This is a genomic window from Paraburkholderia sp. FW306-02-B (assembly GCF_058782725.1).
Window position 1 is genome coordinate 2,591,738 of sequence record NZ_JBYSXZ010000002.1, and the last position, 24,293, is coordinate 2,616,030.

At 63.3% G+C, this 24,293-nt stretch carries 24 protein-coding genes and 1 pseudogene; 5 read left to right on the forward strand and 20 right to left on the reverse strand.

Translation table 11 applies throughout. The features are described from left to right. Positions 1-14 precede the first annotated feature (14 nt). Positions 15-266 (reverse strand): GntR family transcriptional regulator, encoded by a 252-nt coding sequence (locus AC3WOG_RS32925; RefSeq protein WP_492581917.1) that lies wholly within the window; start codon positions 264-266, stop codon positions 15-17. A 167-nt stretch (positions 267-433) separates the two neighbouring features. After that, entirely contained in the window at positions 434-2,023 is a 1,590-nt protein-coding gene (locus AC3WOG_RS32930) for a glycoside hydrolase family 68 protein (RefSeq protein WP_492581918.1), read from the reverse strand. 198 nt (positions 2,024-2,221) lie between these two features. Between AC3WOG_RS32930 and AC3WOG_RS32935 the strand changes: the two genes are divergently transcribed. Continuing rightward, positions 2,222-3,235, forward strand: coding sequence for a substrate-binding domain-containing protein (locus AC3WOG_RS32935; protein WP_492581919.1), 1,014 nt, complete (start codon positions 2,222-2,224; stop codon positions 3,233-3,235). A 6-nt stretch (positions 3,236-3,241) separates the two neighbouring features. Here AC3WOG_RS32935 and AC3WOG_RS32940 read toward each other — a convergent pair whose 3' ends face one another. Then, a complete protein-coding gene (locus AC3WOG_RS32940; protein WP_492581920.1) occupies positions 3,242-4,204 on the reverse strand; it encodes a substrate-binding domain-containing protein in 963 nt (320 codons plus the stop codon). Positions 4,205-4,310: 106 nt separating this feature from the next. Beyond that, entirely contained in the window at positions 4,311-5,651 is a 1,341-nt protein-coding gene (locus tag AC3WOG_RS32945; RefSeq protein WP_492582534.1) for a leucine-rich repeat-containing protein kinase family protein, read from the reverse strand. A 271-nt stretch (positions 5,652-5,922) separates the two neighbouring features. Here AC3WOG_RS32945 and AC3WOG_RS32950 point away from each other — a divergent pair, with 271 nt between their 5' ends. From AC3WOG_RS32950 to AC3WOG_RS32965, 4 genes and pseudogenes are all read left to right on the forward strand, one after another. After that, positions 5,923-6,513 carry a methylated-DNA--[protein]-cysteine S-methyltransferase gene (locus AC3WOG_RS32950; RefSeq protein ID WP_492581921.1) on the forward strand — a complete coding sequence of 197 codons (591 nt, stop codon included), beginning with the start codon at positions 5,923-5,925 and terminating at the stop codon, positions 6,511-6,513. 52 nt (positions 6,514-6,565) lie between these two features. Continuing rightward, positions 6,566-6,661: pseudogene (locus AC3WOG_RS32955) on the forward strand (LrgB family protein); the annotation flags it as partial. Positions 6,662-6,698: 37 nt separating this feature from the next. Further along, positions 6,699-7,478 carry a 5'/3'-nucleotidase SurE gene (surE, locus tag AC3WOG_RS32960; protein ID WP_492581922.1) on the forward strand — a complete coding sequence of 260 codons (780 nt, stop codon included), beginning with the start codon at positions 6,699-6,701 and terminating at the stop codon, positions 7,476-7,478. Between the two features lie 183 nt (positions 7,479-7,661). Then, entirely contained in the window at positions 7,662-8,240 is a 579-nt protein-coding gene (locus tag AC3WOG_RS32965) for an NnrU family protein (RefSeq protein WP_492581923.1), read from the forward strand. A gap of 84 nt (positions 8,241-8,324) precedes the next feature. Here AC3WOG_RS32965 and AC3WOG_RS32970 read toward each other — a convergent pair whose 3' ends face one another. The 16 genes from AC3WOG_RS32970 to AC3WOG_RS33045 form a co-directional block, all read right to left on the reverse strand. Further along, on the reverse strand, positions 8,325-9,107 hold the full coding sequence (locus AC3WOG_RS32970; RefSeq protein ID WP_492581924.1) for a DUF899 domain-containing protein: 783 nt from the start codon (positions 9,105-9,107) through the stop codon (positions 8,325-8,327). A gap of 51 nt (positions 9,108-9,158) precedes the next feature. Next, a complete protein-coding gene (locus AC3WOG_RS32975) occupies positions 9,159-9,788 on the reverse strand; it encodes a glutathione S-transferase family protein (protein ID WP_492581925.1) in 630 nt (209 codons plus the stop codon). An 88-nt stretch (positions 9,789-9,876) separates the two neighbouring features. After that, a complete protein-coding gene (locus AC3WOG_RS32980; RefSeq protein ID WP_492581926.1) occupies positions 9,877-10,338 on the reverse strand; it encodes an SRPBCC family protein in 462 nt (153 codons plus the stop codon). Then, the gene (locus AC3WOG_RS32985) at positions 10,335-10,670 is read right to left on the reverse strand and encodes an ArsR/SmtB family transcription factor (RefSeq protein ID WP_492581927.1); all 336 of its coding nucleotides are present in this window, start codon (positions 10,668-10,670) and stop codon (positions 10,335-10,337) included. Before AC3WOG_RS32985 ends, AC3WOG_RS32980 begins: the two co-directional genes overlap by 4 nt. 51 nt (positions 10,671-10,721) lie before the next feature. Continuing rightward, positions 10,722-12,113, reverse strand: a complete 1,392-nt coding sequence (locus tag AC3WOG_RS32990; protein ID WP_492581928.1) for an ATP-binding protein — start codon at positions 12,111-12,113, stop codon at positions 10,722-10,724. After that, positions 12,100-12,822, reverse strand: a complete 723-nt coding sequence (locus AC3WOG_RS32995) for a response regulator transcription factor (RefSeq protein WP_492581929.1) — start codon at positions 12,820-12,822, stop codon at positions 12,100-12,102. Before AC3WOG_RS32995 ends, AC3WOG_RS32990 begins: the two co-directional genes overlap by 14 nt. After that, positions 12,812-14,362 carry an alkaline phosphatase family protein gene (locus AC3WOG_RS33000; protein WP_492581930.1) on the reverse strand — a complete coding sequence of 517 codons (1,551 nt, stop codon included), beginning with the start codon at positions 14,360-14,362 and terminating at the stop codon, positions 12,812-12,814. The genes AC3WOG_RS32995 and AC3WOG_RS33000 overlap by 11 nt, the downstream gene beginning before the upstream one ends. Further along, entirely contained in the window at positions 14,359-15,072 is a 714-nt protein-coding gene (locus AC3WOG_RS33005; protein WP_492581931.1) for a TonB family protein, read from the reverse strand. Before AC3WOG_RS33005 ends, AC3WOG_RS33000 begins: the two co-directional genes overlap by 4 nt. A gap of 1 nt (position 15,073) precedes the next feature. Continuing rightward, complete coding sequence (locus tag AC3WOG_RS33010; protein WP_492581932.1) at positions 15,074-15,472, reverse strand: ExbD/TolR family protein; 399 nt, start codon at positions 15,470-15,472, stop codon at positions 15,074-15,076. Positions 15,473-15,474: 2 nt separating this feature from the next. Further along, positions 15,475-16,164 carry a MotA/TolQ/ExbB proton channel family protein gene (locus AC3WOG_RS33015; RefSeq protein ID WP_492581933.1) on the reverse strand — a complete coding sequence of 230 codons (690 nt, stop codon included), beginning with the start codon at positions 16,162-16,164 and terminating at the stop codon, positions 15,475-15,477. Between the two features lie 15 nt (positions 16,165-16,179). Beyond that, positions 16,180-18,351 (reverse strand): TonB-dependent receptor, encoded by a 2,172-nt coding sequence (locus tag AC3WOG_RS33020; RefSeq protein ID WP_492581934.1) that lies wholly within the window; start codon positions 18,349-18,351, stop codon positions 16,180-16,182. Positions 18,352-18,751: 400 nt separating this feature from the next. Beyond that, a complete protein-coding gene (locus AC3WOG_RS33025; protein WP_492581935.1) occupies positions 18,752-19,363 on the reverse strand; it encodes a ParB-like protein in 612 nt (203 codons plus the stop codon). A gap of 92 nt (positions 19,364-19,455) precedes the next feature. Further along, positions 19,456-20,142 (reverse strand): DUF2894 domain-containing protein, encoded by a 687-nt coding sequence (locus AC3WOG_RS33030; protein ID WP_492581936.1) that lies wholly within the window; start codon positions 20,140-20,142, stop codon positions 19,456-19,458. Continuing rightward, a complete protein-coding gene (locus AC3WOG_RS33035) occupies positions 20,135-20,782 on the reverse strand; it encodes an OmpA family protein (RefSeq protein WP_492581937.1) in 648 nt (215 codons plus the stop codon). The genes AC3WOG_RS33030 and AC3WOG_RS33035 overlap by 8 nt, the downstream gene beginning before the upstream one ends. Continuing rightward, the gene (locus AC3WOG_RS33040; RefSeq protein WP_492581938.1) at positions 20,779-23,136 is read right to left on the reverse strand and encodes a DUF802 domain-containing protein; all 2,358 of its coding nucleotides are present in this window, start codon (positions 23,134-23,136) and stop codon (positions 20,779-20,781) included. The genes AC3WOG_RS33035 and AC3WOG_RS33040 overlap by 4 nt, the downstream gene beginning before the upstream one ends. A 10-nt stretch (positions 23,137-23,146) precedes the next feature. Beyond that, positions 23,147-23,890 (reverse strand): DUF3348 domain-containing protein, encoded by a 744-nt coding sequence (locus AC3WOG_RS33045; protein WP_492581939.1) that lies wholly within the window; start codon positions 23,888-23,890, stop codon positions 23,147-23,149. Positions 23,891-24,293 lie beyond the last annotated feature (403 nt).

Consider the following 24,293-nt stretch of genomic DNA (forward strand, 5'->3'; position numbering starts at 1 on the left):
GGGTCGACGAACGATCAGGCGGAGAGCCTGAGAATGACGGTGCCCCTGCGTCTGCTGCCGACGGTCAAGCCACGGCGCGACGTCTCACGGATGGCGCGATTGACGGTGTTCACGTGCAAGCCGAGGAAGTCCGCCAGCATCCGTTGCGGAGGCAAGGTATCGCCGGGCTTGAGGCGACCGGATCCAATTGCCGTTTCGATCGCCTCCACCACCGCGCGATACGCGGGTCCGTTGTACGAAGACAAATCTGGAATCCAGGCTTTCATCGCTGCGTTCTCGCTACTGGCGCTTGCCGGTTGGACACGGCTACGATCGGGCGCTCGTCCAGTGCCATGCCATGGGCGAATGGGCGAACGGGCGAACGGCCGGGGCGGGCAACGAACCGACTCGCCACCCGCCCGGCCTTCGTCAGACTGCTTGACTGCACGGCACCTTATTGAGCGCTGTTCCCGCCTGAATTGCCCGGGCTGGCGTCGGCGTTCGCCGGAATGTCGCCGTAGCCGCCCAGACCGCCCTTGCCGTAGTTGCGGTCGAGGTCGGTCGAGTCGCCATGAATATTGAGCTTGACGGTCGGCGACAAGGTGCCGCCACGGCGCGGACCCACCGCGTCGATGAACGATTCGACGAGGCCGCCCGGCATCACGTAATGCGAGTACGACTGGAATGCCCGCGGATTCTGATTCGGGTCCAGCGCGTAAGGCGCGCCGATCGGCTGATCGAGATCGGTCGGATTGCCGAGCACCAGGCCGCTGCCCTTGTTCAACGGCAGGAAGTCGCTGCGAATGCCGTTGCCGACGAAACCGTAGACGCCGTCAGGACCGGTGACGCCGGCTGCATAGGTCGGCCGGTGACTGATCGTGAACAGGTAGTACTTGCCGTCCTTGATGTAGATCTGCGGCCGCTCGGTCTGATCGTTGACGCAGTTGGCCGACAGCAGCGGCGGCAGGAACTTCCACTGCGTGAGCTGCTGGTTCGTGGCCACCGCAAGACCGACGTTCGCCTTCTGATAGGTCGCGCCGGAATCCATCACCGCATTGAGGTCTTCCTTGTACGGATCGTTAGGCGCATAACCCAGGTCGGCCTCGGTACAGGTGCGGGCGCCACGCGGGCCAGCCGTGTTGCCTTCGAACACCATGAACGTCTTGCCCGGATTCGCCGGGTCGACGAACACGAACGGATCGCGGAACGAGTAGTACACGTTCTGATCGCGCGACTGATACAGCTTGCCGTCCGGTTCGAGCAGCGCGTCGTGCTGGTCGAATCCGTCGAACCACACATGCTTGTCGTCGGCGTGAATATGCCCGTCCGTGCGCGTGATGATCGCGATCGGCGGCGTGATGTCCTGGCCGCCCTCAGCCGTGCGGTTGAACGACAGCGCGGTGTAGTAGAGGCTGACATTGTTGCCGTTCAGCATCCGCGCGGAGCCCGACCATTCAGCGTTCTGCGTCATCGGCGCAGTGCCGAAGACCTTCACGCTCGCGCCGTCCGGGAACAGGTGCCCACCGTAGGTCCAGCCGCCGTTCGCCGGACGCAGCGCGGCCGGAATCCCCGCCCGGCGATAGAAGAAGCCGATGCGAGCATGCACGTGACGGTCGTCGAACGAGTAGCCCGCGTGCGGATCGGCCGTCAGCGAGAAGATGACTTCCCAGCCCTTGAAGCTCAGGTTATTCGCCTTGACGTCGGAAAGCGGCCACGTGTCCCACACCCAGACGTTCGAGTTGATCAGCGGAAAGTCCGACGGAATGTCCGGCATGGTCAGCGATGCCGGCAGCGAATTCTTGTCCGCAGCCGTCGCGGTGTGCGATTGCGCCTTGATCTGGCGGACGTCCGCACGCGTCCAGCGCATCGTGAAGCTGCTTTCGGGGTCATAGGCCTGCTGCGAGTGCGGGGTCGGTGCTGGGAACCCGGCAGCCGTTTGAGCCAGTGCGGGCACCGCCGTGACGGCAAGCAGGGAACCGGACACCAAGCCGGCGCGCAAGCGGGTGCGGGCTGACGCCGCAGGTGAGAGTCGTACAGATACCATTTTGGCCGCGTCCTTATGAGTGGAAGAGAACGTGTAATATTTCGAAACATTCACAACAAAACCGGTTTGGATGCTAAGTCAAACCGGTTTGGAAGTCAAACGTTTGCGCGATGCTGTACCATGCGGTGTGTTTTGTCATGAAACGGTGTGCCAAGCCTTGCTGGCAGCCGGAAACGGGGGATTCACGAGGGTGCAACGGTGAAGGTGAATTTAAAAACGCTATCCAACTCGCTCGGTCTTTCGCGAACGACCGTTAGCCGGGCGCTAAACGGTTACGACGATGTCAGCGAAGCGACCCGCGAACGGGTCAGAAAAGCCGCCGAAGAGCTGGGCTACCACGCGGACCCGACGGCGCGCCGCCTCGCGACCGGCCGCGCGGAGGCCGTGGGCATCATCTATCCGTTCGGGGCGGGCGATCTGGGCGACCCCCGGTTTGGCGAAGTCGTCGCGGGCATGACGGAAGGTCTTGGAGCGAAGGGGCTCGACCTCTTCATCGTCTCGGCGCGGCCGAATGCGGAGCTCGAGACGTACCGGCGCCTTGTCGACGGCAAGCTGGTGGACGGCCTGATCGTGGCGCGTACGCTGATGGACGATCCGCGGATCCGCTTTCTTCAGGAGCAGAATTTCCCGTTTATCGCGTACGGCCGCACCAACAGCCCCGTGCCGTACGGATGGTTCGACTTCGACAATGAAGCGGGCGCCCGAGCGGCGGCTCAACGCCTGATTGCTTTCGGGCACCGCAGAATCGCCATGGTGAGCGCGCCGCAAACGATCAGCTTTGCGGCGCAACGGCGCGCGGGGTTTCTGAGCGCATTGCGCGCGGCGGATATCGAGCCGGAGGCATCGCTGATAGTCGAATGCCCGTTTGACAGGACGGGAGGCTACGAAGCAACGCGCGCCTTGCTGAACCGCGCCGATCCGCCGTCAGCCGTGCTGATCGACAACAACATTGCGGGCACGGGCGCATTCCGGGCCATCGCCGACAGCGGCAAGAAGATCGGCACGGACATCTCGTTGATTGTCTACGACGGCGTGCCGGCCGATGTTGCGTTCCCGTACACGGTGACCGCCGTCGTGCAGCCTACCGGGCATGCATCGGGCAAGACCATCGCCGAGCTGATCATGGGCGCCATCGCCGACAGGGAGCATTGCGAGCACCGGTTAGCGCAACCCTCGATCGAGCCGGGCGACACAGACGGCCCGCCCCGCTGACAGCGCTCAAAGGTTCTCTTTCGCGACCAGTTGCAACGGAGTTTCAATGAAGCGCGACAATTCGCTCTGCTTTTTCCCTTCGGCGATGGCCTTGAGCGCCACGTCGATGCCGAACACGGCCTGCCTGTCGGCGAACTGGTTCATGGTCGCGAGCACCCGGCCGTCGGCGAGCAACGGTTTGATGGCGTCGCTATTGTTGTAGCCGGTGACGTACACACTGCCGGTTCGCCCTTCGTCGCGCACCGCCTCGACCGCTCCCATCGCCATATTGTCGTTGCCGCACAACAGCGCGCGGATTCGCGGATGGTCGCTCAACATCCTGGCCGCGGCCGCTTTGCCTTTTTCGTATTCCCAGTCACCGGACCGGATGGCGACGATCTTCATGCCTGCCGCGTTCATCGCATCTTTGCAGCCGGCCGTGCGTTGCTGCGCGTTGCGGTCGGCGGAAATGCCCTCGATGATCCCGACTTCGTCGCCCGCCTTGAGTCTGCGCGCCAGATAGTTACCCACCTCCATCGCGCCCTTCCGGTTATTCGGACCCACGAACGGTACGGAGATGCCCGCGGCATCCTGGGATGCTTCATCGAGTGCGTTGTCGATGGTGACCATGATGATGCCGGCTTTGACTCCCCGCGCGATGACGAGTGTCAGCGCTTTCGAATCAGTCGGTGCGATAACGATCGCATTCATCCTGGCGTTGACCATTTCATCGACGATGCGGATCTGGGCGGAAGTATCGGTTTCCGCTGCCGTTCCTCGAACCGTCAGATCGAACTGCGACGCGAAGTGCTTCTGGTAGTTCTGCGCGGCGCTCGCCATGGCCACCGCGTACGGGTCAGCGAGAGACTTCAACACGAGTGCGACCATCGACTTGCCGCCCGGCATCGCATCGACACGTGCCGCGCCTGTCAGGCCGGCCGCTGCAAGCGTGCCGGCAACTAGCACGCGGCGGCGCATCCTCTGTGTCATTCGCTTTTTCCCCTCCTGGCCCTGGCTGACGGACAGTCGCCGCGCCTTCACATAAAAACGCTTCTTATTGTACTGACTCGACTGAAGGAGCCATGCATTAGCGCATTCAGATCGAACTCGTCAGCGCCGACAAACCGGAGGCGATCTCGTCGAACAGCGGCCTGCTGCCCACTTGCTCGCTCATGCAATCCACTTTCAGCTTCCGGAGCTTCGCCACGATGCCCTGCTGTTCCTCCCGCAGATCGCATCGATCGATCAATTCCTCGAGCAGACAACCAAACGCCCGAACTTCGAGCCGCTGAAGCGCGGGCCCAAGCACTTGATCGTCAGGCGCATAAAAAGCTGCCGCGCCGAAATCGCCCAGCAATGCGCGGCCTTGCCCGCAGTGCAGAATATTGTGGGCATACAGGTCTCCATGCATGACGCCTTGCTGATGCAAATGGCAAGCTGCCGAAGCGATGCCATATGCAATGCGCAACGCAGATGTCAGATCGAAGCGGGTGTCCGGACCGTAGACGTCACGCGTGCACGACGCGAGGCTCGGCGGCCCGGCAAGGTTTCTGAATTCCGGATCGATCAGTTCCATCACAAGCCCGTGCGCGCCCGTCGGATGGTCCTTCACTTTGCCCATCACTGGAATCAGATTCGGATGATCGCCGGCACGGATGCAAGCCGCCATCTCGCAGTCCGGCAAACCATCGCTGGTCACCGTGCCTTTGAACAACTTGACTGCAACGGGTTGGAACGTGCTCCCAGTAGTCCGAATAAACTCCGCGCGGTAAATGACGCCGGAAGCGCCCTCGCCCAGCTGATCCTCGAGTTTCAACGTGCCCCAGCGAATCTCGGCGATCGGCGTGTCGGTCAGCGCTGCGGTCTCCAGCGCAACGCTAAACGGATTGCCGGCATACGCAAGCCAGGAAAGCCGCGGCAGCCGCAACAACCACGCGGGCAGCCCGCCTAGCTTGTTGGCCGCGAGACGCAGGAGTTCGAGCCGCGAGCAGGCGGCCAACGTCTCGGGTAACGTCCGCAAGCGATTACCGGCGAGCATCAGTTTCTGTAGCTGTGTACAGTTGCCGATTTCGGCAGGCAGCGCTTCAATCTCGTTGTCGGTCAGGATCAGCCAACGCAGTTGAGCGGGAAGCGATCTGCCCGACACCTCGCGTATGCGGTTTGCCTTGAAGCCGATCATGCTCAATTGCGAGCATTGCCCCAGAATCTCCGGCAGTTCGGCGAACTGGTTGTCAGAGGCGAAGAGGATGCGCAGCTTGCTCAGCCGCGGCAAATCTGCGGGCAGCGCCGAAAGCGCATTGCCGGACAGGTCGAGGATTTCCAGCGTGTCGGACAGATCGAAAATCTCGCGTGGAAATTCGCTCAGTCCGCAAGCCAGCTTAAGTCGCCGGGTCCCCGTCAGTTGTCCGGCCCGCAGTTGTTCAAGTGTGTTTGTCACAGTCGTAGAGAAGATGTCAGGGTTGCCGCTGAGCGTCGTGCCCAAGGTATCGATTCTAATCTGCGGCGCGCACAGCCATGGATTGAAGGGGATTGCATCCCCCCCAACACGCACTGAAGACAGACGCGAGGAATTGAATAGCAAGATCCGAAGCGCCTTCAGACAATCCGTGGTTTAAATTATCGAATATCGGCACTATTTCATGGCGAGTTCACGAACCCGCGTTAGCGGCCCGCCATCTGCGCCGCCAACTAGCCAGGAGTTAAGCAAAATGACCTACGCGTACAAGATGATGGACTCTCCCGTCGGCAAGCTGAAGCTCGTTGCACACGGCGACCGCTTGACCGCGATTCTGTGGGAGAACGACAAACCAAACCGGGTGCGTCTGCATGCGATGGTCGAAGCGAATGATCGGCCAATCCTCGTCGAAGCCGAGCGGCAGCTGAACGAATATTTCGCCGGTACGAGAAACCGGTTCGACCTGGCACTCGACTTTGAAGGAACCGGCTTCCAGAAGAAGGTTTGGGAGGCGTTGTTGACGATTCCGTTCGGCGAAACGCGCAGCTATAAGGAAATCGCTGTGCAGATCGGCGACGTCAAAGCCGTGCGGGCGGTAGGGGCGGCAAACGGCAAAAATCCACTCTCGATCGTCGCGCCCTGTCATCGCGTGATCGGCGCTTCCGGGGATCTGACGGGCTTCGCCGGCGGCTTGGCGAACAAACAATTCCTGCTGTCGCTCGAATCCGGACAGACTTCGCTGGAAATGAATGCTGCTGCGGAAGACGACGAGTCGCAGGCGGAACCGGCACGGCAATCGCCACGCCCGGAGACGCAGACGTCGCTGTTCGGTAGCGGCGTCTAGTCAGCGCGTTCGTGGCTACCGAACGCACGTGTATAAGGCATGGTAGACAATGGGCGCATTCGCCGGCCTCGGCATGGGCCTGAACGGTGTGTTCACTGCGTTCGTCGTGCCGGTGCTGATGCCGCTGGCCGCGCGGTGGCTTTCATAATGGAACTTTCCCTACCCATCGAGAGGAGCTTGCTACGATGTCTGCCTATGAAACCAAAGTGCCGCGCGTACTGTTGACGAACGACGACGGTATCGACGCGCCCGGTCTCGCCGTGCTCGAAGCCGTCGCCGCCGAGCTCGCACACGAAGTCTGGGTGGTCGCGCCCGAGCACGATCAGAGCGGCACGTCGCATTCGATCAGCCTGCATTCACCGCTGCGGGTCAGCCGCCAGGGCGAGCGGCGTTTCGGCGTCGTGGGCACGCCCGGCGATTGCGTCGTGATGGGCGTGCGTCATCTGATGCGTGACGCGCTGCCGACGCTCGTGCTCTCCGGCGTCAATCGCGGTGGCAATCTCGGTGTGGAGACGATGTTCTCCGGCACGGTAGGCGCGGCAATGACGGGCCTGTTACTCGGCCTGCCGTCGTTCGCCTTGAGCCAGACTTTCAGCGATCGCGACAAGGTGCGCTGGGACACCGCGCGTGCGCTTGCGCCGGATGTGATCCGTCAGTTGCTCGCGATCGAACATGAAGTTCCGACCTGCCTGAACATCAATTTCCCCGATGTCGACGCGGCGGCTGCCGGCCCGCTCACGCCGACGAAGCAAGGCGTCGGACTCGTCGAAGATATCGAGGTGCTGCCGCAGGTCGATCCGCGTGGCATGGCCTACCATTGGCTGCGTTTCCAACGCGGCGCGCGCACGAACGACCCGGATAGCGAAACGGCTGTGGTGGCCTCGGGCCGCGTCTCGGTGACGCCGCTTTCCTTCGATCGCACGGATGAGCGCACTTTCGCGAAGCTCGCTGCGTCGCTGTTGTGATGGCCGGCTCGAATGCCATGCTCAAGCTCTGCGCGTAAATTTCACCTATGCTTGCTACGAAGCACGATTGCCTGTGATGCGTGATTGCATCGCGATCTGCTTTCACGGCCGGCGGCGAAAGTTGGCGATATGCCGCCTGCTTACGACAAACCGAATTGAACTCGATCCACGGTGGACTCTGACATGGCGATACTGATTCTGGGATTGTTGATGTTTCTGGGCGTGCATTCGGTGCGGATCTTCGCCGACGACTGGCGTAGCGCGCAGATCGCACGGATTGGCGAGAAACGCTGGAAGGCGATCTACTCCATCGTTTCTGTCATCGGGCTGGTGGTGATCATCTGGGGCTACGGATTGGCGCGCGCGCATCCCGTGTCAGTGTGGACGCCGCCGACCTGGGCGCGGCACGTAGCGATACCGTTGGTCGCCGTCGCGTTCATCCTGTTCCCTGCCGCGCATGTCCCGAACAACCACTTCAAGACGCTGCTCGGTCATCCGATGGTTCTGGCCGTGCTGCTGTGGGCCTTCGCACATTTGCTGGCGACGGGCACGCTGTCAGCAGTGGTGTTGTTCGGCGCATTCCTGCTATGGGCCATCATCGATTTCATTGCCGCGCGCAGACGCGACCTGCTAGCAGGGACGACGTATCCACCGGCAAACGCGGCACGCGACGGCATCGTTATCGTCTCCGGACTTGTTGTATGGGCCTTGTTTGCGTTCGTGCTTCACGGGTGGTTGTTCGGCGTGCGGCCGATGGGGTAGGCAACGCCATGCGCCTCATGCTCCTTCAGAGGCGACCCGGCAAGATCATCGCCAGCGCAACGATCGCGCAGCACATCGCTCAGCCTATGTATGAACGCCGCAGGCGCACGCCGGGGCATGATAGCGGCCGTTGTTCTCGACTACTCCGCCCTGGCCATACATGTTGTGCAGCCGGGCCCAATCGACCAGCGAGTGAAACGGACCGTTCTCGTTGCGGCCCTTCGGCATCACGTCCAGCAGCCCGTAAATGCCAAGGAACTGCTCGCCGCCACGGCCGAATGTCGAATAGGTCAGGAAGATCTCGCCAGCCGCATTCCTGAAGAAGACGCTATCGCCGGAGAGATCCTGCATTCCCGCGGCCCAGTCCGGTGCCAGCTGAAAGTTATAGAGCGCTCTGCCTGAAGCGACCTGCCCGGCTGTGAACGAAACATTGAAATCGTAGTTGAAGTCACTGCGCGAGGAAGACACCCACCGGAAGCGCCATCCCATCCGCTGACGCACCGCCTCTATTTCGGCGATTGGCGCCCGCGCCACGGCGGCATAGCTCACGTCATTGTTCTCGAGGTGCGGCAGCAGCGGATCGATGTGGTCCACCTCGAGCGAACACCCGACGCACTGGTGCTCGACGCCGGGACCCATCATGAAGTGCTTGATGAAGAGCTGGCTGCGTCCGTCGAACAGGTCCGAAAGCGTGACCTGTCCATCGGGCCCATCGAATACGTATTCCTTTTCAATTTTCATCCAGGGCAGTTCGCGCCGCTCGGCGGCCAGCGCGTCCTTGCGATGCGTCAATTCCTTTTCCTTGGCGAGGAATGCGACCCGCGCCTTCATCCATTCATCCGGTGACACAACACTGTGCGTTTCCATGTTCCAATCCTTTGCAAAGTAAGCGCGGGTTAGGACGAGCTGGGCAGAAACTCATGCGTTTGCGGTCTGTCTCGCCGGAAACGGATCCCGCCATGCGTCGATTGCGCTGAGTTGCTCGTGCCAGCGCTGAACCTCCGGAAATTCTTCCAGAGGCATCGCCGCCCGTTTGGCGTAGGGAAGGGTCACGGCGACGGAAAAGTCGGCAATCGTGAGGTCATCGCCGACCAGCCACTTGCGGCCCTGGAGATGCTGATTGAGCACGCCGGCGAACTTGCGAAACATGCCCTGCGCCTCCGCTACCGCTGACGGGTCGGGGTCGCCGAGCCCGATCTGCGGCTTGATAAGGTGTTCGAAGTAAAGTGATCCGCCATACCGATAAAAATGCTGACTATTCCAACTGAGCCAACGCACGACATCAGTCTGGCGTGCGTCCGCTGGCCAAAGACTTGAACCCGCGCGCTGCGCCAGATGGCAGATGATCGCGTCGGCCTCCCAGATGCTTTTGTCGCCATCCACCAGGCATGGGACCTTGCCGTTGGGGTTGATCGCCAGATAGGCCGGCGCGGTCTGTTCGCCTTTCCTCAGATCGACAAAGACGTATTCCACCGGCACGCCGAGATATTTGGCGACGGCGCATGCTTTCCGGGGAGCCAGGGTTTCAGCGTAATAGAGCTTCATCATCGACCTCGACATGAGTTGCATCTGACTTGAAGATCACATCTTGCGGCGTGGACAAGGGGACCGCGGGCGGTGTTGCCGGGACACGCTCTTATGCGCTTGCGTCACCGGTCCCGTTCACTTCGGCAAGGAACGCTTCGAGCTTGTCGAACGCGCCGTTCCAGCCGACGTAGTGGTTGTCGCGCGCGACCTCGTCGAAGAACTGGGCATGAGTGAAATTGAGTTCGGTCCCTTCCGCGACAGGACGCAGCCTGATCGTCACGAGGGACCGGCGCTCGGGCATGGTGACCCACTCCCAGGTGAAGACGAGCTTCCGGTCCGCTTCCACTTCCTTGTACTCGCCGCCGCAATCGTGCGTTTCGCCGTCCAGCGTCTGAAACACCACGCGAAAGCGCCCGCCGACGCGCGGGTCGGCTTCGGCGCTGAGCACCGGCCCACCGTCGGGCCCCCACCACCGCGCCATCAGTTCGGGCTGGGTCCACGCTGCGTAGATCTTCGCCGGCGACGCCTTGATGCGCCGGATAATGGTCAGGCTCGGCTGCTCCTTGATCATTCGTCATCCTCCTCCACAAAGTCGGTGAGCCGATCGAGGCTGGCGGACCAGAACCGCTCGTAGCGCTTCAGCCAGGCCATCGCTTCTTCCATTGGGCCTGCGATCAATTCCACTGACACGGTTCGTCCACGCTTGGTGCGCGACACCAGACCCGCGTCGCTCAGCACGTCGAGGTGCTTCATGACCGCAGGGAGTTTGAGCGGCAGCGGACGGGCGATCTCCGTGATCGACAAGCCGGGCTCTTGCTCCAGACGCGCGAGAATCGCCCTGCGTGTGGGGTCCACAAGGGCGGAAAAAGTACGATCGAGCTGATTTACAGGAGACTTCACCATATGGTGAACTATAGACGATGATCGCGCGCTGTCAAGGCGTTCGCGAGCGAGTCAGCGTTGATATTCGCCAAACTCCAATAGCACTTTGCAACCCGGCAGGTTGTCGCCAATCGAAATCTGCGCGCCGTGTAAATGCGCTATCGCCGCGACGAGACTCAGGCCAAGTCCGTGCCCGGGCGTCGCCTGCGCCTTTATGCCGCCAATCCGGTAGAAAGGCCGGAACACCGCCTCGCGTTCGCCGGCTTCGATGCCAGGTCCTGTGTCGGCGACTTGCAGCGTGGCAACGTCCCCGTCGCAGCGCACTTCCAGCGCTACGGCGCCACCTGCCGGGGTAAATTTCAACGCATTGTCGAGCAGATTTTCGACCACGCCGAACAGCAGATCGACATCGCCGATCACGTGCACCGGCACGGCCGCCTGCATCGACACCGACAGTCCCCGCGCATTCGCAAGCGGCTCATAGAGCTCGACGACGTCGCGCACGACGGTATCGAGCGACACCGGTCCGAAGCTTGCGCGACGCCCGCCCGCCTCGATTTCCGCGATTCTGAGCAGCGCCGTGAAGCGGTTGAGCACAACGTCCGATTGCGCGATCGCGCTGTCGATCGCGGCGGCGTAATCGCCCGTCGTTCGCGCGCGCCGGCTCGCCCGTTCGAGTCCCGCGCGCAAGTGCGTCATCGGCGTGCGCAGATCGTGCGCAATCGCGCCACACACGCCGCGCACCTCTTCGACAAGCCGCTCGATCTCGTCGAGCATCGTATTGACGATCGCGGCGAGCCGGTCAAGATCGTGGCTCGTGCCGCGCGTCGGCAAACGCCGGTTCAGCTTGCCCGAGATGATTTCACGGCTGGTTTCGCTGATCGCGCGGATGCGCCGGTTCGACATGCGGTTGAGCGCGGCGCCGCAGACCACGGCCAGCAGGGTCGTCAGCATCACGCCGGCGCACAGCGTCTTCACGAGCGTCTGGTCGAAGACGATGATCTCGTCGATCGAATGGCCGACGACGATCCGCACGCCGCTCGTGGTGGGCACGATGATGCCGCGGTAATGGCCGGTGATCTCCGTCTTGCCGTCGCGGACCGCCTGGGTGTAGTTGAACGGCTTGCGATCCGGCTCCTTTGGCAACGCCGCGACATTGCCGGCGAGCCGTGCGCCGTTCGCGTCGAACACGCCATACGGCCGGCTATTGGCGACGTCGCGCCGGCTCAGCGCAGCAATGTTCGAGATGGCTTCGGCCCGGCCAATCGAGTGAAATTCCGCAACCTCGCCGAGCAGCCGCTCGTCGACTTCATGAAGCAGATAGCTGCTCGTCAGCCAGTACAGCAGCGCAAAGAGCGCGATCGCCGAACTGACGAACACAGTCAGCAGCCAGCCGACGCTGCTGAAATTGACCCGTGAATTCGTCCGCGAATTCACCCGCAAAGCGCGGCTAGCTGTCTGCATGAATGATGTAGCCGGCATTGCGCACGGTCACGATCATCGCCGGCAACCGCCCGTTGAGACTGACCTTGCGGCGCAAATTGGAAATATGCATATCGACCACATTCGTTTGCGCATTGAAGTGATAGTTCCACACCGACTCGAACAGCATCGCGCGCGTCACGACCTGGCCCGCATGCCGCATCAGGTACTCGAGCAGGCTGTACTCGCGCGGTTGTAGTTCGAGTGGCTGGCCGGCACGCTGGACCACGCGCGTGTCCGGGTCGAGGCTGAGGTCGCCGACGCACAGCCTCGACGCCTCGGCCACCGACGAATGGCGGCGCAGCAGCGCGTTCAGGCGTGCGGTCAGTTCGAGCCCGTCGAACGGTTTGGTGACGTAGTCGTCGCCGCCGGCGCGCAGGCCCCGCACGCGTTCGTCGACCGCCCCGAGCGCGCTCAGAATCAGCACCGGCGTGCGCTTGCCGACGTTGCGCAAGGTCGACAGGATCGACAGGCCGTCGATATCCGGCAGCATCCGGTCGAGCACCACCACGTCGAAGTCGCCGTTCAGCGCGCGCAGGAAACCGTGGTGGCCGGTCGGCACGACCTCGACCTCGAAACCGAAGTCTTCGAGCACCGCGGTGATTTCCATGCCGACATGCTGATCGTCCTCGACGACCAGCACGTGCGGCGTTGTCCCGCGTAGACGGGTAAGCGGCAGTTCACTTGCCAAGTGGATGCGTTCCTCGCTGATCTTGAGCCAGTTGCCGCGCCGGGGCCCAGTTCGCGGCCGGCAGCACCGCCGTGCCCTCCTGCGCGACCGCCTGCAACGCGGCGGGCGGCAGGCCGAGCGCCGCCAGAATGGTCGGCGCGACCTGGGTCGTCGAAACGGGGTAGGTGACGTGACGGCCTGCTTCGGCAAGATGCGGACTGGCGAGCAGCAACGCCACCGCGGTGTCGTCGTGATGAAAACCCCCGTGCTCGGCGAGTTTGCCATCCTTCGGTGGCGCGAATATGACACCGTCGCGCGATACGACGACGATGTCCGGCGTGCGGCTGTCCTGCGACGGCGCGGGAAAGCGCAGCGCGAGCTGCTCGCCGCCCAGCACCTCGGCAATGCCCAGCGCCTGCGCGTGGGCGCGCAGCGCCGCGCTCACGCGTGCGGTAGCCGACCCGTCGTGCAGCCAGATCAATGCGCCGTGGTCGGTCGTCAGTTGCGCGAGCGCGCCCGGTGCGGCGTCGTCGATCACCTTCTGCAAGCGGCGGTCGTCGATCTTGTTGAGCCGCGCGGGATCGATCGGGCCGTTGCCGTGCTTGGCGGTCACGATCACCAGCGTGTCGTCGCCCAGATGCTGCCGCTCGAGTTCGCTGACGAACTGGCCGATCAGATGGTCAGCGTGTCCGATCGCGCGATCGACGCCGGGCGTCAGACTGCCTTCCGCGTCGCGATAGCCGTAGAGTTTCTGCGCGACATTCACAGCCTGCAGATTCAGGCCGAACACGCTCGGCACGAGCGCGTGCTGGCTGCCGTCGTGCGTCATCCCATCGATCTCGTTGACGACCGCGCGCGCCTTCATGTCGTCGTAATCCTCGGTACGCGCGAGCGAACCCGTGATCTCGCGGGTCGCGACATTGCTGAGACCTTCGTAGTTGGCGCCGATTTCCGGCAGGAACAGATCGTCGACGCCGCGGCCCGACGGCCCTTCGACCAGTTCGTAGGTCGGGTGCTTGTCGGTCCACGCGGTATAACCGCCGGCCTCGCGCACTGCCTCGAAAATCGTGTTGACGCGCAGGAAGGCATGCGGATAGACCGGCGCGCAGCCGTGTTGCGGGTCGCGCGGCAACTTCGCCGGGTCGATCGTATCGTGGCCGTCGGCGGCGCTCTTGTCGAGCGATTCGTCGTAGCGAACGCGCGTGCCGGGCCGGCTGCAATCGCTGCCCGGCGCGGCGAGCACGCGATCGTATGAGTCGTCGTAATACACGCCGGTTACCGCGGGCGTGCCGCCGGTGACGAGCGCCAGCAGGCCGGGAAACGAATCGGCGGGCTCGACAGTGTGAGCGTTCGTGTAGTCGATGCCTTGCTTCGATAATTTCGCTAACGCGCTATTGGGATGCGCTTGAACAAAATTGGCGAGGTCGCTGGTATGCAAACCGTCGACGCTGATCAGCAGCACATGCTGCACCGGTGCGCCGGTCGGCAGCGCAGCGGCGAGCGCGGTGCCGGTGGCGGAAAGCGCGAAGACAGTCGTGATGGCGGAAAGAATCTGTTTCATTCGTGTTCGTTGAGATTAAAGGTAACCCACAGTTGTTCGGATAAGGTCTTGCCGGCGTAGGCGGGGTCGGGTTTCGGACAGGCGGCATCCCTGACGGCGGCGAGCGCGGCGCGATCCAGCAAGCCGACACCGCTCGAGACGACGACCTTCACGTCGGACACCACGCCGTCGCGATACTGAAAAGCAACCCGCGTACGACCGGCGATGCCGGCCATGCGCGCCGATTCCGGGTACTGCAACGCGGCCTGAATCGCCGCGCGCAACGCGCTCTCGAAGCTCGCACTGGGTGCGGCCGGCGCGGCAGGTGCCGCCGCGGGCGCCGGCGGTGGCGGTGGCGGCGTGGGCGGCGCGTCGGTCGGCGCGGCGGATGGCATGACCGGCGTTGGCGCCGGTGTCGGCGGGGGCGGCGCCGGAGCACGCGGCGCCGGGCGCGGCGGCGCGACATGTTCGACGTGATGCACGGGCGTGACCGGACGCACCGGCGGCTGGGGCCGCGGCAATGCAACAGGCTGCGGCGCAACCGGCTGCGCAGCCGGAGCAGACGCGAGCGACAGCATCGTCACCGGCGGCTCGGGTGGCGGCGCCTGCTTGTGCGTCAACATGACAAACGCGCCGGCGAACACACCCAGCTCGGCAATCAACGCAATTGCAGCCGCCAGATAGATGCGCCGCCGTTCCGGCTGGGTGACGTGAGCGGGAATCGTCGCCATATCACTTCGCTACCGGCTGCGCGGCGAGCGCGATCTGCGAGACGCCGGCTGCACGGCACGCATCCATCACGCCGACGAGGTTCTGGATCCGCGCCTCCTTCGACCCTGCAATGGTCACCACCGTATGCGACGCATCGGGCCGCGCCGACAGCATCGCCGTGAGTTGCGCGGGCGTCAGCGTGCGGCCGTCGACCGAGACGGCGCCGTCGTCCGACAACGTGACCATCACTTTCGCGGGCGGCAACGACTGCGTGCTCGCGCTCGACGGCAACTGTGTCTTCAAGCCGGCATTCGGAATCATGTGCAGCGTGATCATGATGAAGAACACCAGCAGGAAAAACATGATGTCGATCATCGGGATGATCTCGATGCGAGCCTTGCGCGCTTCGAAATACTTCATCGTCACGCCCCTTGCGACACGAGCTTCCCGGCGACGGCGCGCGGAACGTCGCGCTCGGCTTTCGCGTGCTCGTGCGAGGCGCCGGCCATCCGGTTGACGAGCGCGGCCTTCAGCGTTTCGAGTTGATGCACGACCGCGCGCACGCGGTTATGCAGGCCGTTGAAAAACACCAGGCCGATCATCGCGACGAAGAGCCCCGACGCGGTGGCGATCAGCGCCTCGGCGACGCCACCGGTCACTTGAGTCGGCGCGTTGCCCGGGTTCGACAGCACCTGGAACGCGTTGAACATGCCGATGATCGTGCCGAACAGGCCCAGCAGCGGCGCGAGCGTGACGATCGTGTCGAGCACCCACAGCAGGCGGTCGATACGCGGCGCTTCGCGCATGATGACTTCCTCGAAGCGGGCATCGAGTTCTTCGCGATTGTGCGTGGCCTGAAGACGCACTGCCGTCGAGAAGATCCGCGCAATCGGCAAGTCGCGGTATTGCTCCGCGAGTCCGCCGAGCGTCGCGGCGTCGAGCTGGTCGAGCCGGTCGACCTGATCGAGCGCGGCATGGCCGCACGCCGCGACGCGTTGCAGGAACCAGAAGCGTTCGACGATGATCGTCAGCGCGACGAACAGCATCGCGGCAATCACATACAGCACGCCGCCGGAATCGTTCGCGAGATGCAGCAAGGTGTCGGCGTTCATTGAATCAATCTCCAGTTAAAAGTCGGTGGACAGCGAGGCGACAACCGCGCGGCCGGGAATCGTCCAGTACAGCGGCGTGCCGGCGGCGGCGGTATAGCCGGCGAGCGCGTCGATGCTGGTGCGGTTAAAGAGGTTGTCGAGTTCGAGGCCGATACGCGTGTTGTGCATCCACGGGGCCGGGCTCTTGATCGTGTAGACGGCGGAGAGATTGGTCACGGTGAAACCGCCGATCGGCTGCGTATCGCCGGTATCGCCGAACTGATGGCCGACAAACTTGGTGATCAGCGAGCCGTAAAGCGGACCGCGTTCATAGATCACGCCCAGTGCGGCCGTGGATTGCGGTGCGTTCGGCATCCACGTGTTGGTGTTCTTCTGCTTGGCCGAATTGAAGGTCAGGTTGCCGTACAGGCTGAAACCGAGTCCGGCATAGAAGGTGGCTTCCGATTCGAAGCCCTTGTAGACCGCGCCGCCCGCATTCGAGAATGTCGCGTTGCCGCCGACGACGCGGCTCGTCACCGCATTGCGGAAGTTGATGTAGTACAGGTCGGCCGACACCGTCAGGCGGTCGGTCTTGTACGTGGTGCCGATCTGGTAGTTATCGGTCTGCTCGGGGTCGGGCTGGCCGGAAACGGACGGATTCTGCACATAGAACACATTGAGGTTCGGCGCGAGGAAACCTTGCGCATACTGGATGTACGCGCTCCAGTTCGGGTTGATCTGCTCATGGAGCGTCAGCGACGGCAGCACCTTTGTCCACGTATGGCTGAAGTTCACCGCCGCGCCGGAGCCCTGATCGAGCGGCGTGTCGATATTGCGATTGAACGACACGTACTTGACGCCCGGCGTCACGGTCAGCCCGTGCGGCAACTGCCACTCGTACTGGATAAACGGCTCGAACGTGAGGAACGTGTCGTGCATCGTGAAGTTCAGCTGCTCGAGCGCGAAATTCAGCGAATCGTCCACGTTCATGTTGTCGCGGAAATTCGACTGGTGCGTGATCCATGCGCCGAGTTGCAGCTTGCCCGGCCCGATCTCCCGTTCGGCATTCACGATGTCGCCGAACGCGCGGTAGTTGTTGGCCATCTGCTGGCCGGGCACGTTGTTCGGACCGAAGGTGGTGCCGTTCGGCGTTTCGCCGTTCGGATCCAGACCGTTGAAGCCGTCGTGATAGTAAGCGTAGGTGTACAGCTTGTTTTCGAGCTTCCAGCCGGCGAGCTTCGTCTTCAGGTCGATGTACTCGAAGTCCGTGTTGATGCGGTCGAAGTTATAGCCGTAGTACGACTGGCTCGCCGGATCGCCGCTCAGGCCGTAGTCCGGGCCGAATTGATGGATCTGCGCGGCCGTCGCGCCGAGCGACACGTTCTGATGGATGCGGTTGTAGTCCGCATACAAAGTGAGCAGCGTATTGTCGCCTAGCGGTTTTTCGAGCTTGAAGAAGACGTTGTCGCGGCGCTGTGCGGCGTTGGTCAGATAGCCGTCGCTGGCGATATGGTTGTAGCCGACGATCGCACGTGCGTCGCCCCACTGCTGCATGTCACCCGTGTTGAACTCGGCGCCGCTCAGCCACGTGTTGAAGCTGCCGTACGAGCCGAAAACCGTGAATTTCGGCGTCAGCGAGGGTTCCACGGACTGCACCGCGATCGTGCCGCCGAAGGTCGCAAAGCCGATTTGCGACGCGTCGCCCGGACCGCGGTCCACCGCAATGCCACCGATATTGCGTGACGAGAAAAACGACGTCGAATGGTGCGTGAAATCGTTCGAATCGCCGAAAGGAATACCGTCGAAGGTCACGTTGTACTGACCGTCCTGGAAGCCGCGGATCGACAGGCTTTGCGATTCCATCAGGCCCGGACCGTTGGGGTCGATGTTCGACACGCTCGGGGCGATCTGGATGATGTCGCTATAGTTTGCGGTCGGCGACGTGCTGTTTTCGATGTAATGCCGGCTAATGATCGACTTCGGCTCGGTCGCGCTCAGCGAGCCTTGGGTCGGCGCCTGAGCCGGCGCCGATTGCGGATTGCCCGAAGCCGTGGCGCCGGTTGAAGGCGCCGCGACTGCCGTGCTCTCTACTGAGCCGAGATCCCCTGAAGTCTGCGCAAATGAAAGCTGTGCGCCGGTAGCGCAGAGCGAGGCCAGAACGAACTGCGTGAGTGGTTTCTTGCGGAACCCTGAACGTACCCGTTGCATGTTTCTGCATCCTTGTTTTGAATGACGGCATGGTGATCAGCGAATGAAGCCATGCTAACGACGGGGCGTTAATGGACCGTGATGGGTACCTTACGAAGTTAAGGCCGTTGCGCATGCAACAAAGCACAACCGCCATCTCGGCGGTGGGTCACCAAACTTACGTTTGTAAAGAGGATGAGTGGAGGCGATCGCTTGACCGACATGTTCCGTCAGTCCATGGATCTCGCCATCCGTTATGACAAGCTGGATGACACGACGAGCGTCGGGTCAGTCGCAAAACGGGGAGCCAGGCGTTCAAGCTCTGTTTAATCAGAGTCGTTAGAATGCCGAAGCATTGGTCAGCGAATCAGGCAACGGGAACCGCGATCATTGGATCGCGGCTAACGCCCCTGACCAGGAACTAGCTGGATTTCCGGCTTCGCAACGTAAAACCCGGCAGCGTCCGTGCGTCAGGACTCCACGCGAGGTGGACGCCCTGCTCAACTGCGGCTTTGAACTGGAGTTCGTTCGTCCACATAGGAATACGCGTTCGATAGAACTCTGCCCACTGGAATTCGGCGAACGGTTCGGGCGTTTTCAGATAGCCGCCGGCATCCCGGACAAAGGCCGCCAGACTCCGGTAGGGGTCGTCCGTGAGCCCTGAGACCTCTTCCGGGATCGCAGACAGTGCCCGCAGGATGCCGCGCTCATCGTAAGGATGAACCCACTGCTTCGCGATGACCGTGTCCCAGAACTTGTTGTCTGGAAGGTCCGACAGGTCTTGCGCCACCGAGGCGAACGCCTTCGTGATCCCTCCATCCCACAGTGCACGAGCCAGATGGTGATGATCGATGACGTAGTGACGGTCATTTTTGCCAATCACCGTCGGTATAGGCGCGCCTTTCAGGAACGCTTTCAAAGCCTTTTCATTCATCGCCAAAAGGTGTTTTCTTTTCGCGTCGACCTCGATCATGCCGACCGTCGCTTGCAACGGCCGCAACTGTTCGATATTCACACTCATCGTCTTAGCCATCGCTCAGCCTCCCTGTGTTTCGGGGCATTCTACTGCCATGTTTCCCTCAACGCGACGAAGACAGGCGTCGATACCGATCCGCACTCACGCCGCTAGCGTGATTTGCCCCGAGCACTCTTTCTGGCGCTCCCCGCGCGAGGCGCATCTTTACTTGCCAAGGCGCCGCCGCCGTTCATCTGCTCGATCCACGACAAGGCGTCGACGTACGACAGGAACTGCTGGAGATAACCTGGCGACAGCTCGCGCATCAGCGAGAGCGACCGGTGCACGAGGCTACTCGAGTTGAGCGGACCGGCATTCCCGGGCACTTGTTCCAGCGACTGCCGCACCTGCCTCTCCGCCCTGACCTTGGACGAGAGTGCTCTGAAGTAATCGAGCATCTCCAGTTCCGGGTAGGAGGCGGACCGGGGCACGGCCGGGGCAACGTTACCCGCAACGTTACCCGCTGCGGGCCCGCCGCCATCCGCCGGCGCATGGCTGGCGATGTAATCGACTAGTCCGGCAAGCGCTCCGCGAGCGGGCACGCCTCGCGATGCCTCGCGGCCGGCATCGCGAGTCCTGAATGCGGCGCTCTCGAGAGCGTCGGCATAGGCGTCGAGCAGTTTGGACAGCCTGGCGTCCAGGATACGTCGCGCCTCGCCGCTGTGGCCGCCCGCCCGCCGGTCCAGCGCCTCGATGAAATGAAAGCGGATGGGATCCAGGCGATCGGCGCCCTGCTCGCGCCATGCGTCGAGCTTCGCCCGGGCGCCGCTTGTCACGCCACTACCGCCACTACTCACGGGGCTTCACCGTCGCGGTCGACGGCCTCGGGACAGGGGCTATTTCCACTCGCCGGTTCCTGGCCCGTCCCTCGTCGTTGGCATTCGAGCTCACGGGCTGCCCGGAGCCGAACGCGGCCGCAAACACCGAGGAGGCGGGGACCCCTGCATCGATCAACGCACGGGTCACGGTCAACGCGCGCTGGGCCGACAGCTCCCAGTTGTCGGCAAAGCGATGGTTGCCGTCGCGCACTTGCCGGTCGTCGGTAAAGCCGCTCACCATCAGGATTTCGTCGCGGGCCTTGAGATAGTTGGACAGAGGGCCGGCCAGGCTCTTCAGTAGCTCCCGGCCTTCGGGCTGCAATTGATCGGAGTTCAGCGCGAACAACACACTGCCGTTGATGCCGATGCGCCCGTTGACCAGCGTCACCCGGCCCGCTGCCAGCGGCCCTGCCAGTGCCTGCTCCAAGGTCTTGCGGCGCTGCGTTTCCATCTGCCGCTGCTTGACCTCTTGCGCAAGCCTGCTCGAAAGTTCCAGCTGCACGCCGATGACGCCCACCAGGATCAGCATGAAGGCGCCCAGCAGCACCGACATCAGGTCGCCGAAGACGGGCCATATCGGCGCAGTCGTCTCCGCGCCGCCGTCGATTTCCTCGCTCATGCCGTTTCAGCTCCGGCGGACGCCCGCTGGCCGGCGAGCTGCTGCAGGTCTTCGACGATCTGCTTCTGCGACATCATGCTCAGGTCGATGACTTCTCTCGCCTGCGCCACATAATAGGCAAGCTGTTCGTCACTGCGCGCGAGGGACTTGTCCAGCGCGGCTTCGATACGCTGCAGGTGGGCCACCAGCTTGTCGTTCGACTCGCCGAACAACTGGACGGCCACGCCAAATGCTTCACCCAGGCTCGCCACCTCGACCGCACTGCCGGTGACCTGCGCGGCAACAGCGCCCAGCTTCCCGGTCTCGAGCTCGACCTTGTCGGTGAACTGCCTGCCGACGCGATCCAAAAGATCCGCCGATGTCGCGACCAGCGCGTCGACGGCCGAGCGCTGCTCAGTGGAGGCATGATTCACGGCATCGAGCAGGGTTTCCAGCGTTGCCAGCAGGCGGCTGCGCTCCTCCAGCATCGCGGTGTCGCGGACCATGCTGTCGGAGAGCTTCTGGCGCAATTCGGCGACGACTTCGGCCACAGCCCGGGGGGCTTCCGACGCGGCTTGCACGAGCCGGGAGATCTCGGCGATCGTGTCGCTGGCGTGCGCCTGCGTCTGGGCCGATATGTCGCGTGCGGTCTGCGCCAGCGTGTCGCAGATTTCCTGCTGGCGGCTCGCGGTGCGTGTACCCGCCTGCTCCCACTCGCGACTCAACGTAGCGGCCATTGCACCGAGCGTCTCGGTCCAGGCCGCCAGCCGTTGCTGGTCGCGCGAAGCCAATTCCGCCTGCAGGTTCGCCGCGGCCTTCGGGGCCTCCGCAGCAGCTTGCACGAGCCGGTCGATCTCGGCGATCGTGTTGCTCGTGTGCGCCTGCGTCTGGGCCGATATGTCGCGTGCGGTCTGCGCGAGCGTTTCGCAGATTTCCTGCTGGCGGCTCGCGGTGCGCGTACCCGCCTGCTCCCATTCCTTGCTCAATGCAGCGGCCATCGAACCGAGCGTCCCGGTCCACGCGGCCAGCCGTTGCTCGTCGCGCGAAGCCAATTCCGCCTGCCAGTCCGCGTGCGACTGGCCCACGCTGCGTAGCAGCGACGCCGAGTGCTGCTCGAAGGTCGCCGCAGCGGCCGCCAGGGCTTGCTGGTTGTGGCTTGCCAGCTTCTCGCCGGCGTGTTCTTGCCGCGTCAGCGCCTGGTTCCACGCCTCCGACACACTGCCCGCCGTAGCTTCCAGGCGCACGGAGACGCCATCGAGCAGGCCGGCCGAGCGTTGCTCGAAGGTTTCGGTGAAGCGATCCAGCGAGGTACGCAGGTCCTGGACAAGCGCCTCGCTCGATCGCCGGTGCCCCGCCAGTGCCTGGTTCCAGATATCCGCGACGGTCGTGGTGGTCGCCTCGAAGCCGCTCGACAGCCCATCCAGGTGCCGCTGCACGGCGTGCGTGACGGTGTCGTGCAACGAGGCCGTCTCACGCGCGAGACCCGCCATCGTGGCCTCCACGACCGGCTGCAGCGCCGCGCCGGCGACGCGGGCACTTTCGGCGACGCTCTCCTTCAACGAATGCGCCACCGAGGAAGCAAGGCGGGTGTAAGCGGCCTCTGTCTTGCCATGGAAGGCGTCCTGGCTGGCGATCTGCCGCTCGTTCAAGGCCAGGCTCTGTTGTTCGATAGCCGCCATCATCGTCTGCAGCCGGTCGACCAGCGTGGGCATCACGTCGGCCTGCCGCTGCAGAAGCTTGAAGCTTTCCTCGCGCTGATGGGTCTGCGAATAGATGCGCAATGTCGTCGCGATCTTCACGTCGAGCATCTGCGCTGCCTGGATCCGCTCGCGCCGGCACAACGCGGAAAGTAGCCCGAGCATGGCGGAGGTGGCAACGCCCGCAATCGAAGTGCCGAACGCAAATCCCAGCCCCTTGATCGGCGCGGCCAGCGAATCGCGGATAGCCTGCAAGTCCGTCGCGCTTTCCAGCGCCATGCCGGTGCCCCGCAGGGTCGCCACCATGCCGAGCAGCGTGCCCAGCATGCCCAGCAACACCAGCAAGCCAACCAGATACGGCGTCATCGCCGGGCCGGCCAAGGCCACGCGCTCACCCTCGATGCGCAGGCGCACCGCATTGCGCAGGCTCGGATGCAACGGGTCGAGCCAGGCGCCCAGGCTGAGCGGTGGTTCGGACAGGCCCGTGACAGCACGCGCCAGGGCGGAAGTGGCCTCGCTGTAGCGTCGCAGCTCGAGCGCGCCCGCCAGGTAGCAGGCGCCGACCAAGAGAGTGACGGCCAGCGCCAGCGGGTTCGAGCCGACGTAGCCGGCGCCGATCCAGCACACAGCAGCCAGACCAACAACAAAAACAACAAGATTCAAAAGATTTCTGGACATAGCGTCCCAGTTAGCTGGTGCGAAGGGCCGCGAGCAACCCTTCGACCGGTTGAAAACGAACTTCCAATTCGGCGAGCAACACGCTCTGCATATCCTTGCGGAACACGTCCAGCCATGCGTTGGGCGTGACCGTTGTGCCGGCGCCGCAGGCTTGAGCGTCGGCCAGCGTCTCCAGCCCGGCCTGGCGCAAACGCTCGAAATGCCCGCCGAGCAACCCGGGCACCGCGCCCAGCAGACTCTGCTCGCGCGCGCTCAGCGCGCGCTCCATCACGGCATCCACCGCCGCGAGCCGGGCCATGCCAGGCGTCCTGGTGGCCAGCATTCCCCGCAGGCGGCCGCGCAGGTTGCCGATACTCGTCTCCATCGCCTGCTGCATGGAGAGATAGCGCTGACGAAAAACCGCGTAGTCGACGGCCGCATCCACAGGGGCGTCCTGCAGGGGCGCTTGCGCGGACCCGCGCCGCCTGGCGGCGGCGAACGCGCTATCGCCGGCGATGGCATTCGCCAATGAGGTGCGCACACGGGCGCACTCGTTCTCTTCGGCGTGGCCGTTGGCTCGCGCGCCGGAGGCTGCGGCAGGCGGATTGCCGTTCAGTGCCGTGGACAGCGCGATCGCGTCGGTCCAGCCGAGCCATTGGCTCAGCCGGTCCGAGAGCGATTGTCTGGATTCGGCAACATCGATGTCCGTCAGGCGCGCAAGTAAGCGTATGAGCGTCGGGCCGCTGAAAGCTGTGCGCTGTGGGACTTGCACCATACCACCAGAATCAAAAAAGTCAGCAGTTTACACGCCGGCGGGCCGGGGCTGCCGACTCTTGATGAGTGGGGCGGGTGAACGCGGAATTTCAGCGTGGCCGACAAGACCGGTTGAACTGCCGTGTCCGGTCTTTCCAACGCCGCTGCCGGGTCGAGGAAATACGCATCGACGCCGCGCGTCTTCGGCAGCCATTCATCGCCCGCGAGGCGGGCCGCAACGCAACCGTGACACCTCAACATAAAAAATCCTTGAATATATCTGCATCATCAGATAATGTTTCATCAGAAATACGGCCGGCAACGAACCACGCCGTCCACCCAGCCTAGGTCAGGGGGCCTGCGCGTACTGTCGTGCAGATTCCCTGAGGGATGGGCTTATTTTTTTGCTCAACTATCTGACTTAT

Coding starts and splice junctions, on each gene's coding strand:
- AC3WOG_RS32985 (WP_492581927.1), bottom strand. CDS start 10,670: ATGGTGAAGTCTCCTGTAAATCAGCTCGATCGTACTTTTTCCGCCCTT.
- AC3WOG_RS33035 (WP_492581937.1), bottom strand. CDS start 20,782: ATGAGCGAGGAAATCGACGGCGGCGCGGAGACGACTGCGCCGATATGG.
- AC3WOG_RS32970 (WP_492581924.1), bottom strand. CDS start 9,107: ATGGAAACGCACAGTGTTGTGTCACCGGATGAATGGATGAAGGCGCGG.
- AC3WOG_RS33040 (WP_492581938.1), bottom strand. CDS start 23,136: ATGTCCAGAAATCTTTTGAATCTTGTTGTTTTTGTTGTTGGTCTGGCT.
- AC3WOG_RS32925 (WP_492581917.1), bottom strand. CDS start 266: ATGAAAGCCTGGATTCCAGATTTGTCTTCGTACAACGGACCCGCGTAT.
- AC3WOG_RS32950 (WP_492581921.1), top strand. CDS start 5,923: ATGACCTACGCGTACAAGATGATGGACTCTCCCGTCGGCAAGCTGAAG.
- AC3WOG_RS33010 (WP_492581932.1), bottom strand. CDS start 15,472: ATGAAGTATTTCGAAGCGCGCAAGGCTCGCATCGAGATCATCCCGATG.
- surE (WP_492581922.1), top strand. CDS start 6,699: ATGTCTGCCTATGAAACCAAAGTGCCGCGCGTACTGTTGACGAACGAC.
- AC3WOG_RS33020 (WP_492581934.1), bottom strand. CDS start 18,351: ATGCAACGGGTACGTTCAGGGTTCCGCAAGAAACCACTCACGCAGTTC.
- AC3WOG_RS33005 (WP_492581931.1), bottom strand. CDS start 15,072: ATGGCGACGATTCCCGCTCACGTCACCCAGCCGGAACGGCGGCGCATC.
- AC3WOG_RS33025 (WP_492581935.1), bottom strand. CDS start 19,363: ATGGCTAAGACGATGAGTGTGAATATCGAACAGTTGCGGCCGTTGCAA.
- AC3WOG_RS32990 (WP_492581928.1), bottom strand. CDS start 12,113: ATGCAGACAGCTAGCCGCGCTTTGCGGGTGAATTCGCGGACGAATTCA.
- AC3WOG_RS33000 (WP_492581930.1), bottom strand. CDS start 14,362: ATGAAACAGATTCTTTCCGCCATCACGACTGTCTTCGCGCTTTCCGCC.
- AC3WOG_RS32930 (WP_492581918.1), bottom strand. CDS start 2,023: ATGGTATCTGTACGACTCTCACCTGCGGCGTCAGCCCGCACCCGCTTG.
- AC3WOG_RS32980 (WP_492581926.1), bottom strand. CDS start 10,338: ATGATCAAGGAGCAGCCGAGCCTGACCATTATCCGGCGCATCAAGGCG.
- AC3WOG_RS33045 (WP_492581939.1), bottom strand. CDS start 23,890: ATGGTGCAAGTCCCACAGCGCACAGCTTTCAGCGGCCCGACGCTCATA.
- AC3WOG_RS32940 (WP_492581920.1), bottom strand. CDS start 4,204: ATGACACAGAGGATGCGCCGCCGCGTGCTAGTTGCCGGCACGCTTGCA.
- AC3WOG_RS32965 (WP_492581923.1), top strand. CDS start 7,662: ATGGCGATACTGATTCTGGGATTGTTGATGTTTCTGGGCGTGCATTCG.
- AC3WOG_RS33015 (WP_492581933.1), bottom strand. CDS start 16,164: ATGAACGCCGACACCTTGCTGCATCTCGCGAACGATTCCGGCGGCGTG.
- AC3WOG_RS32975 (WP_492581925.1), bottom strand. CDS start 9,788: ATGATGAAGCTCTATTACGCTGAAACCCTGGCTCCCCGGAAAGCATGC.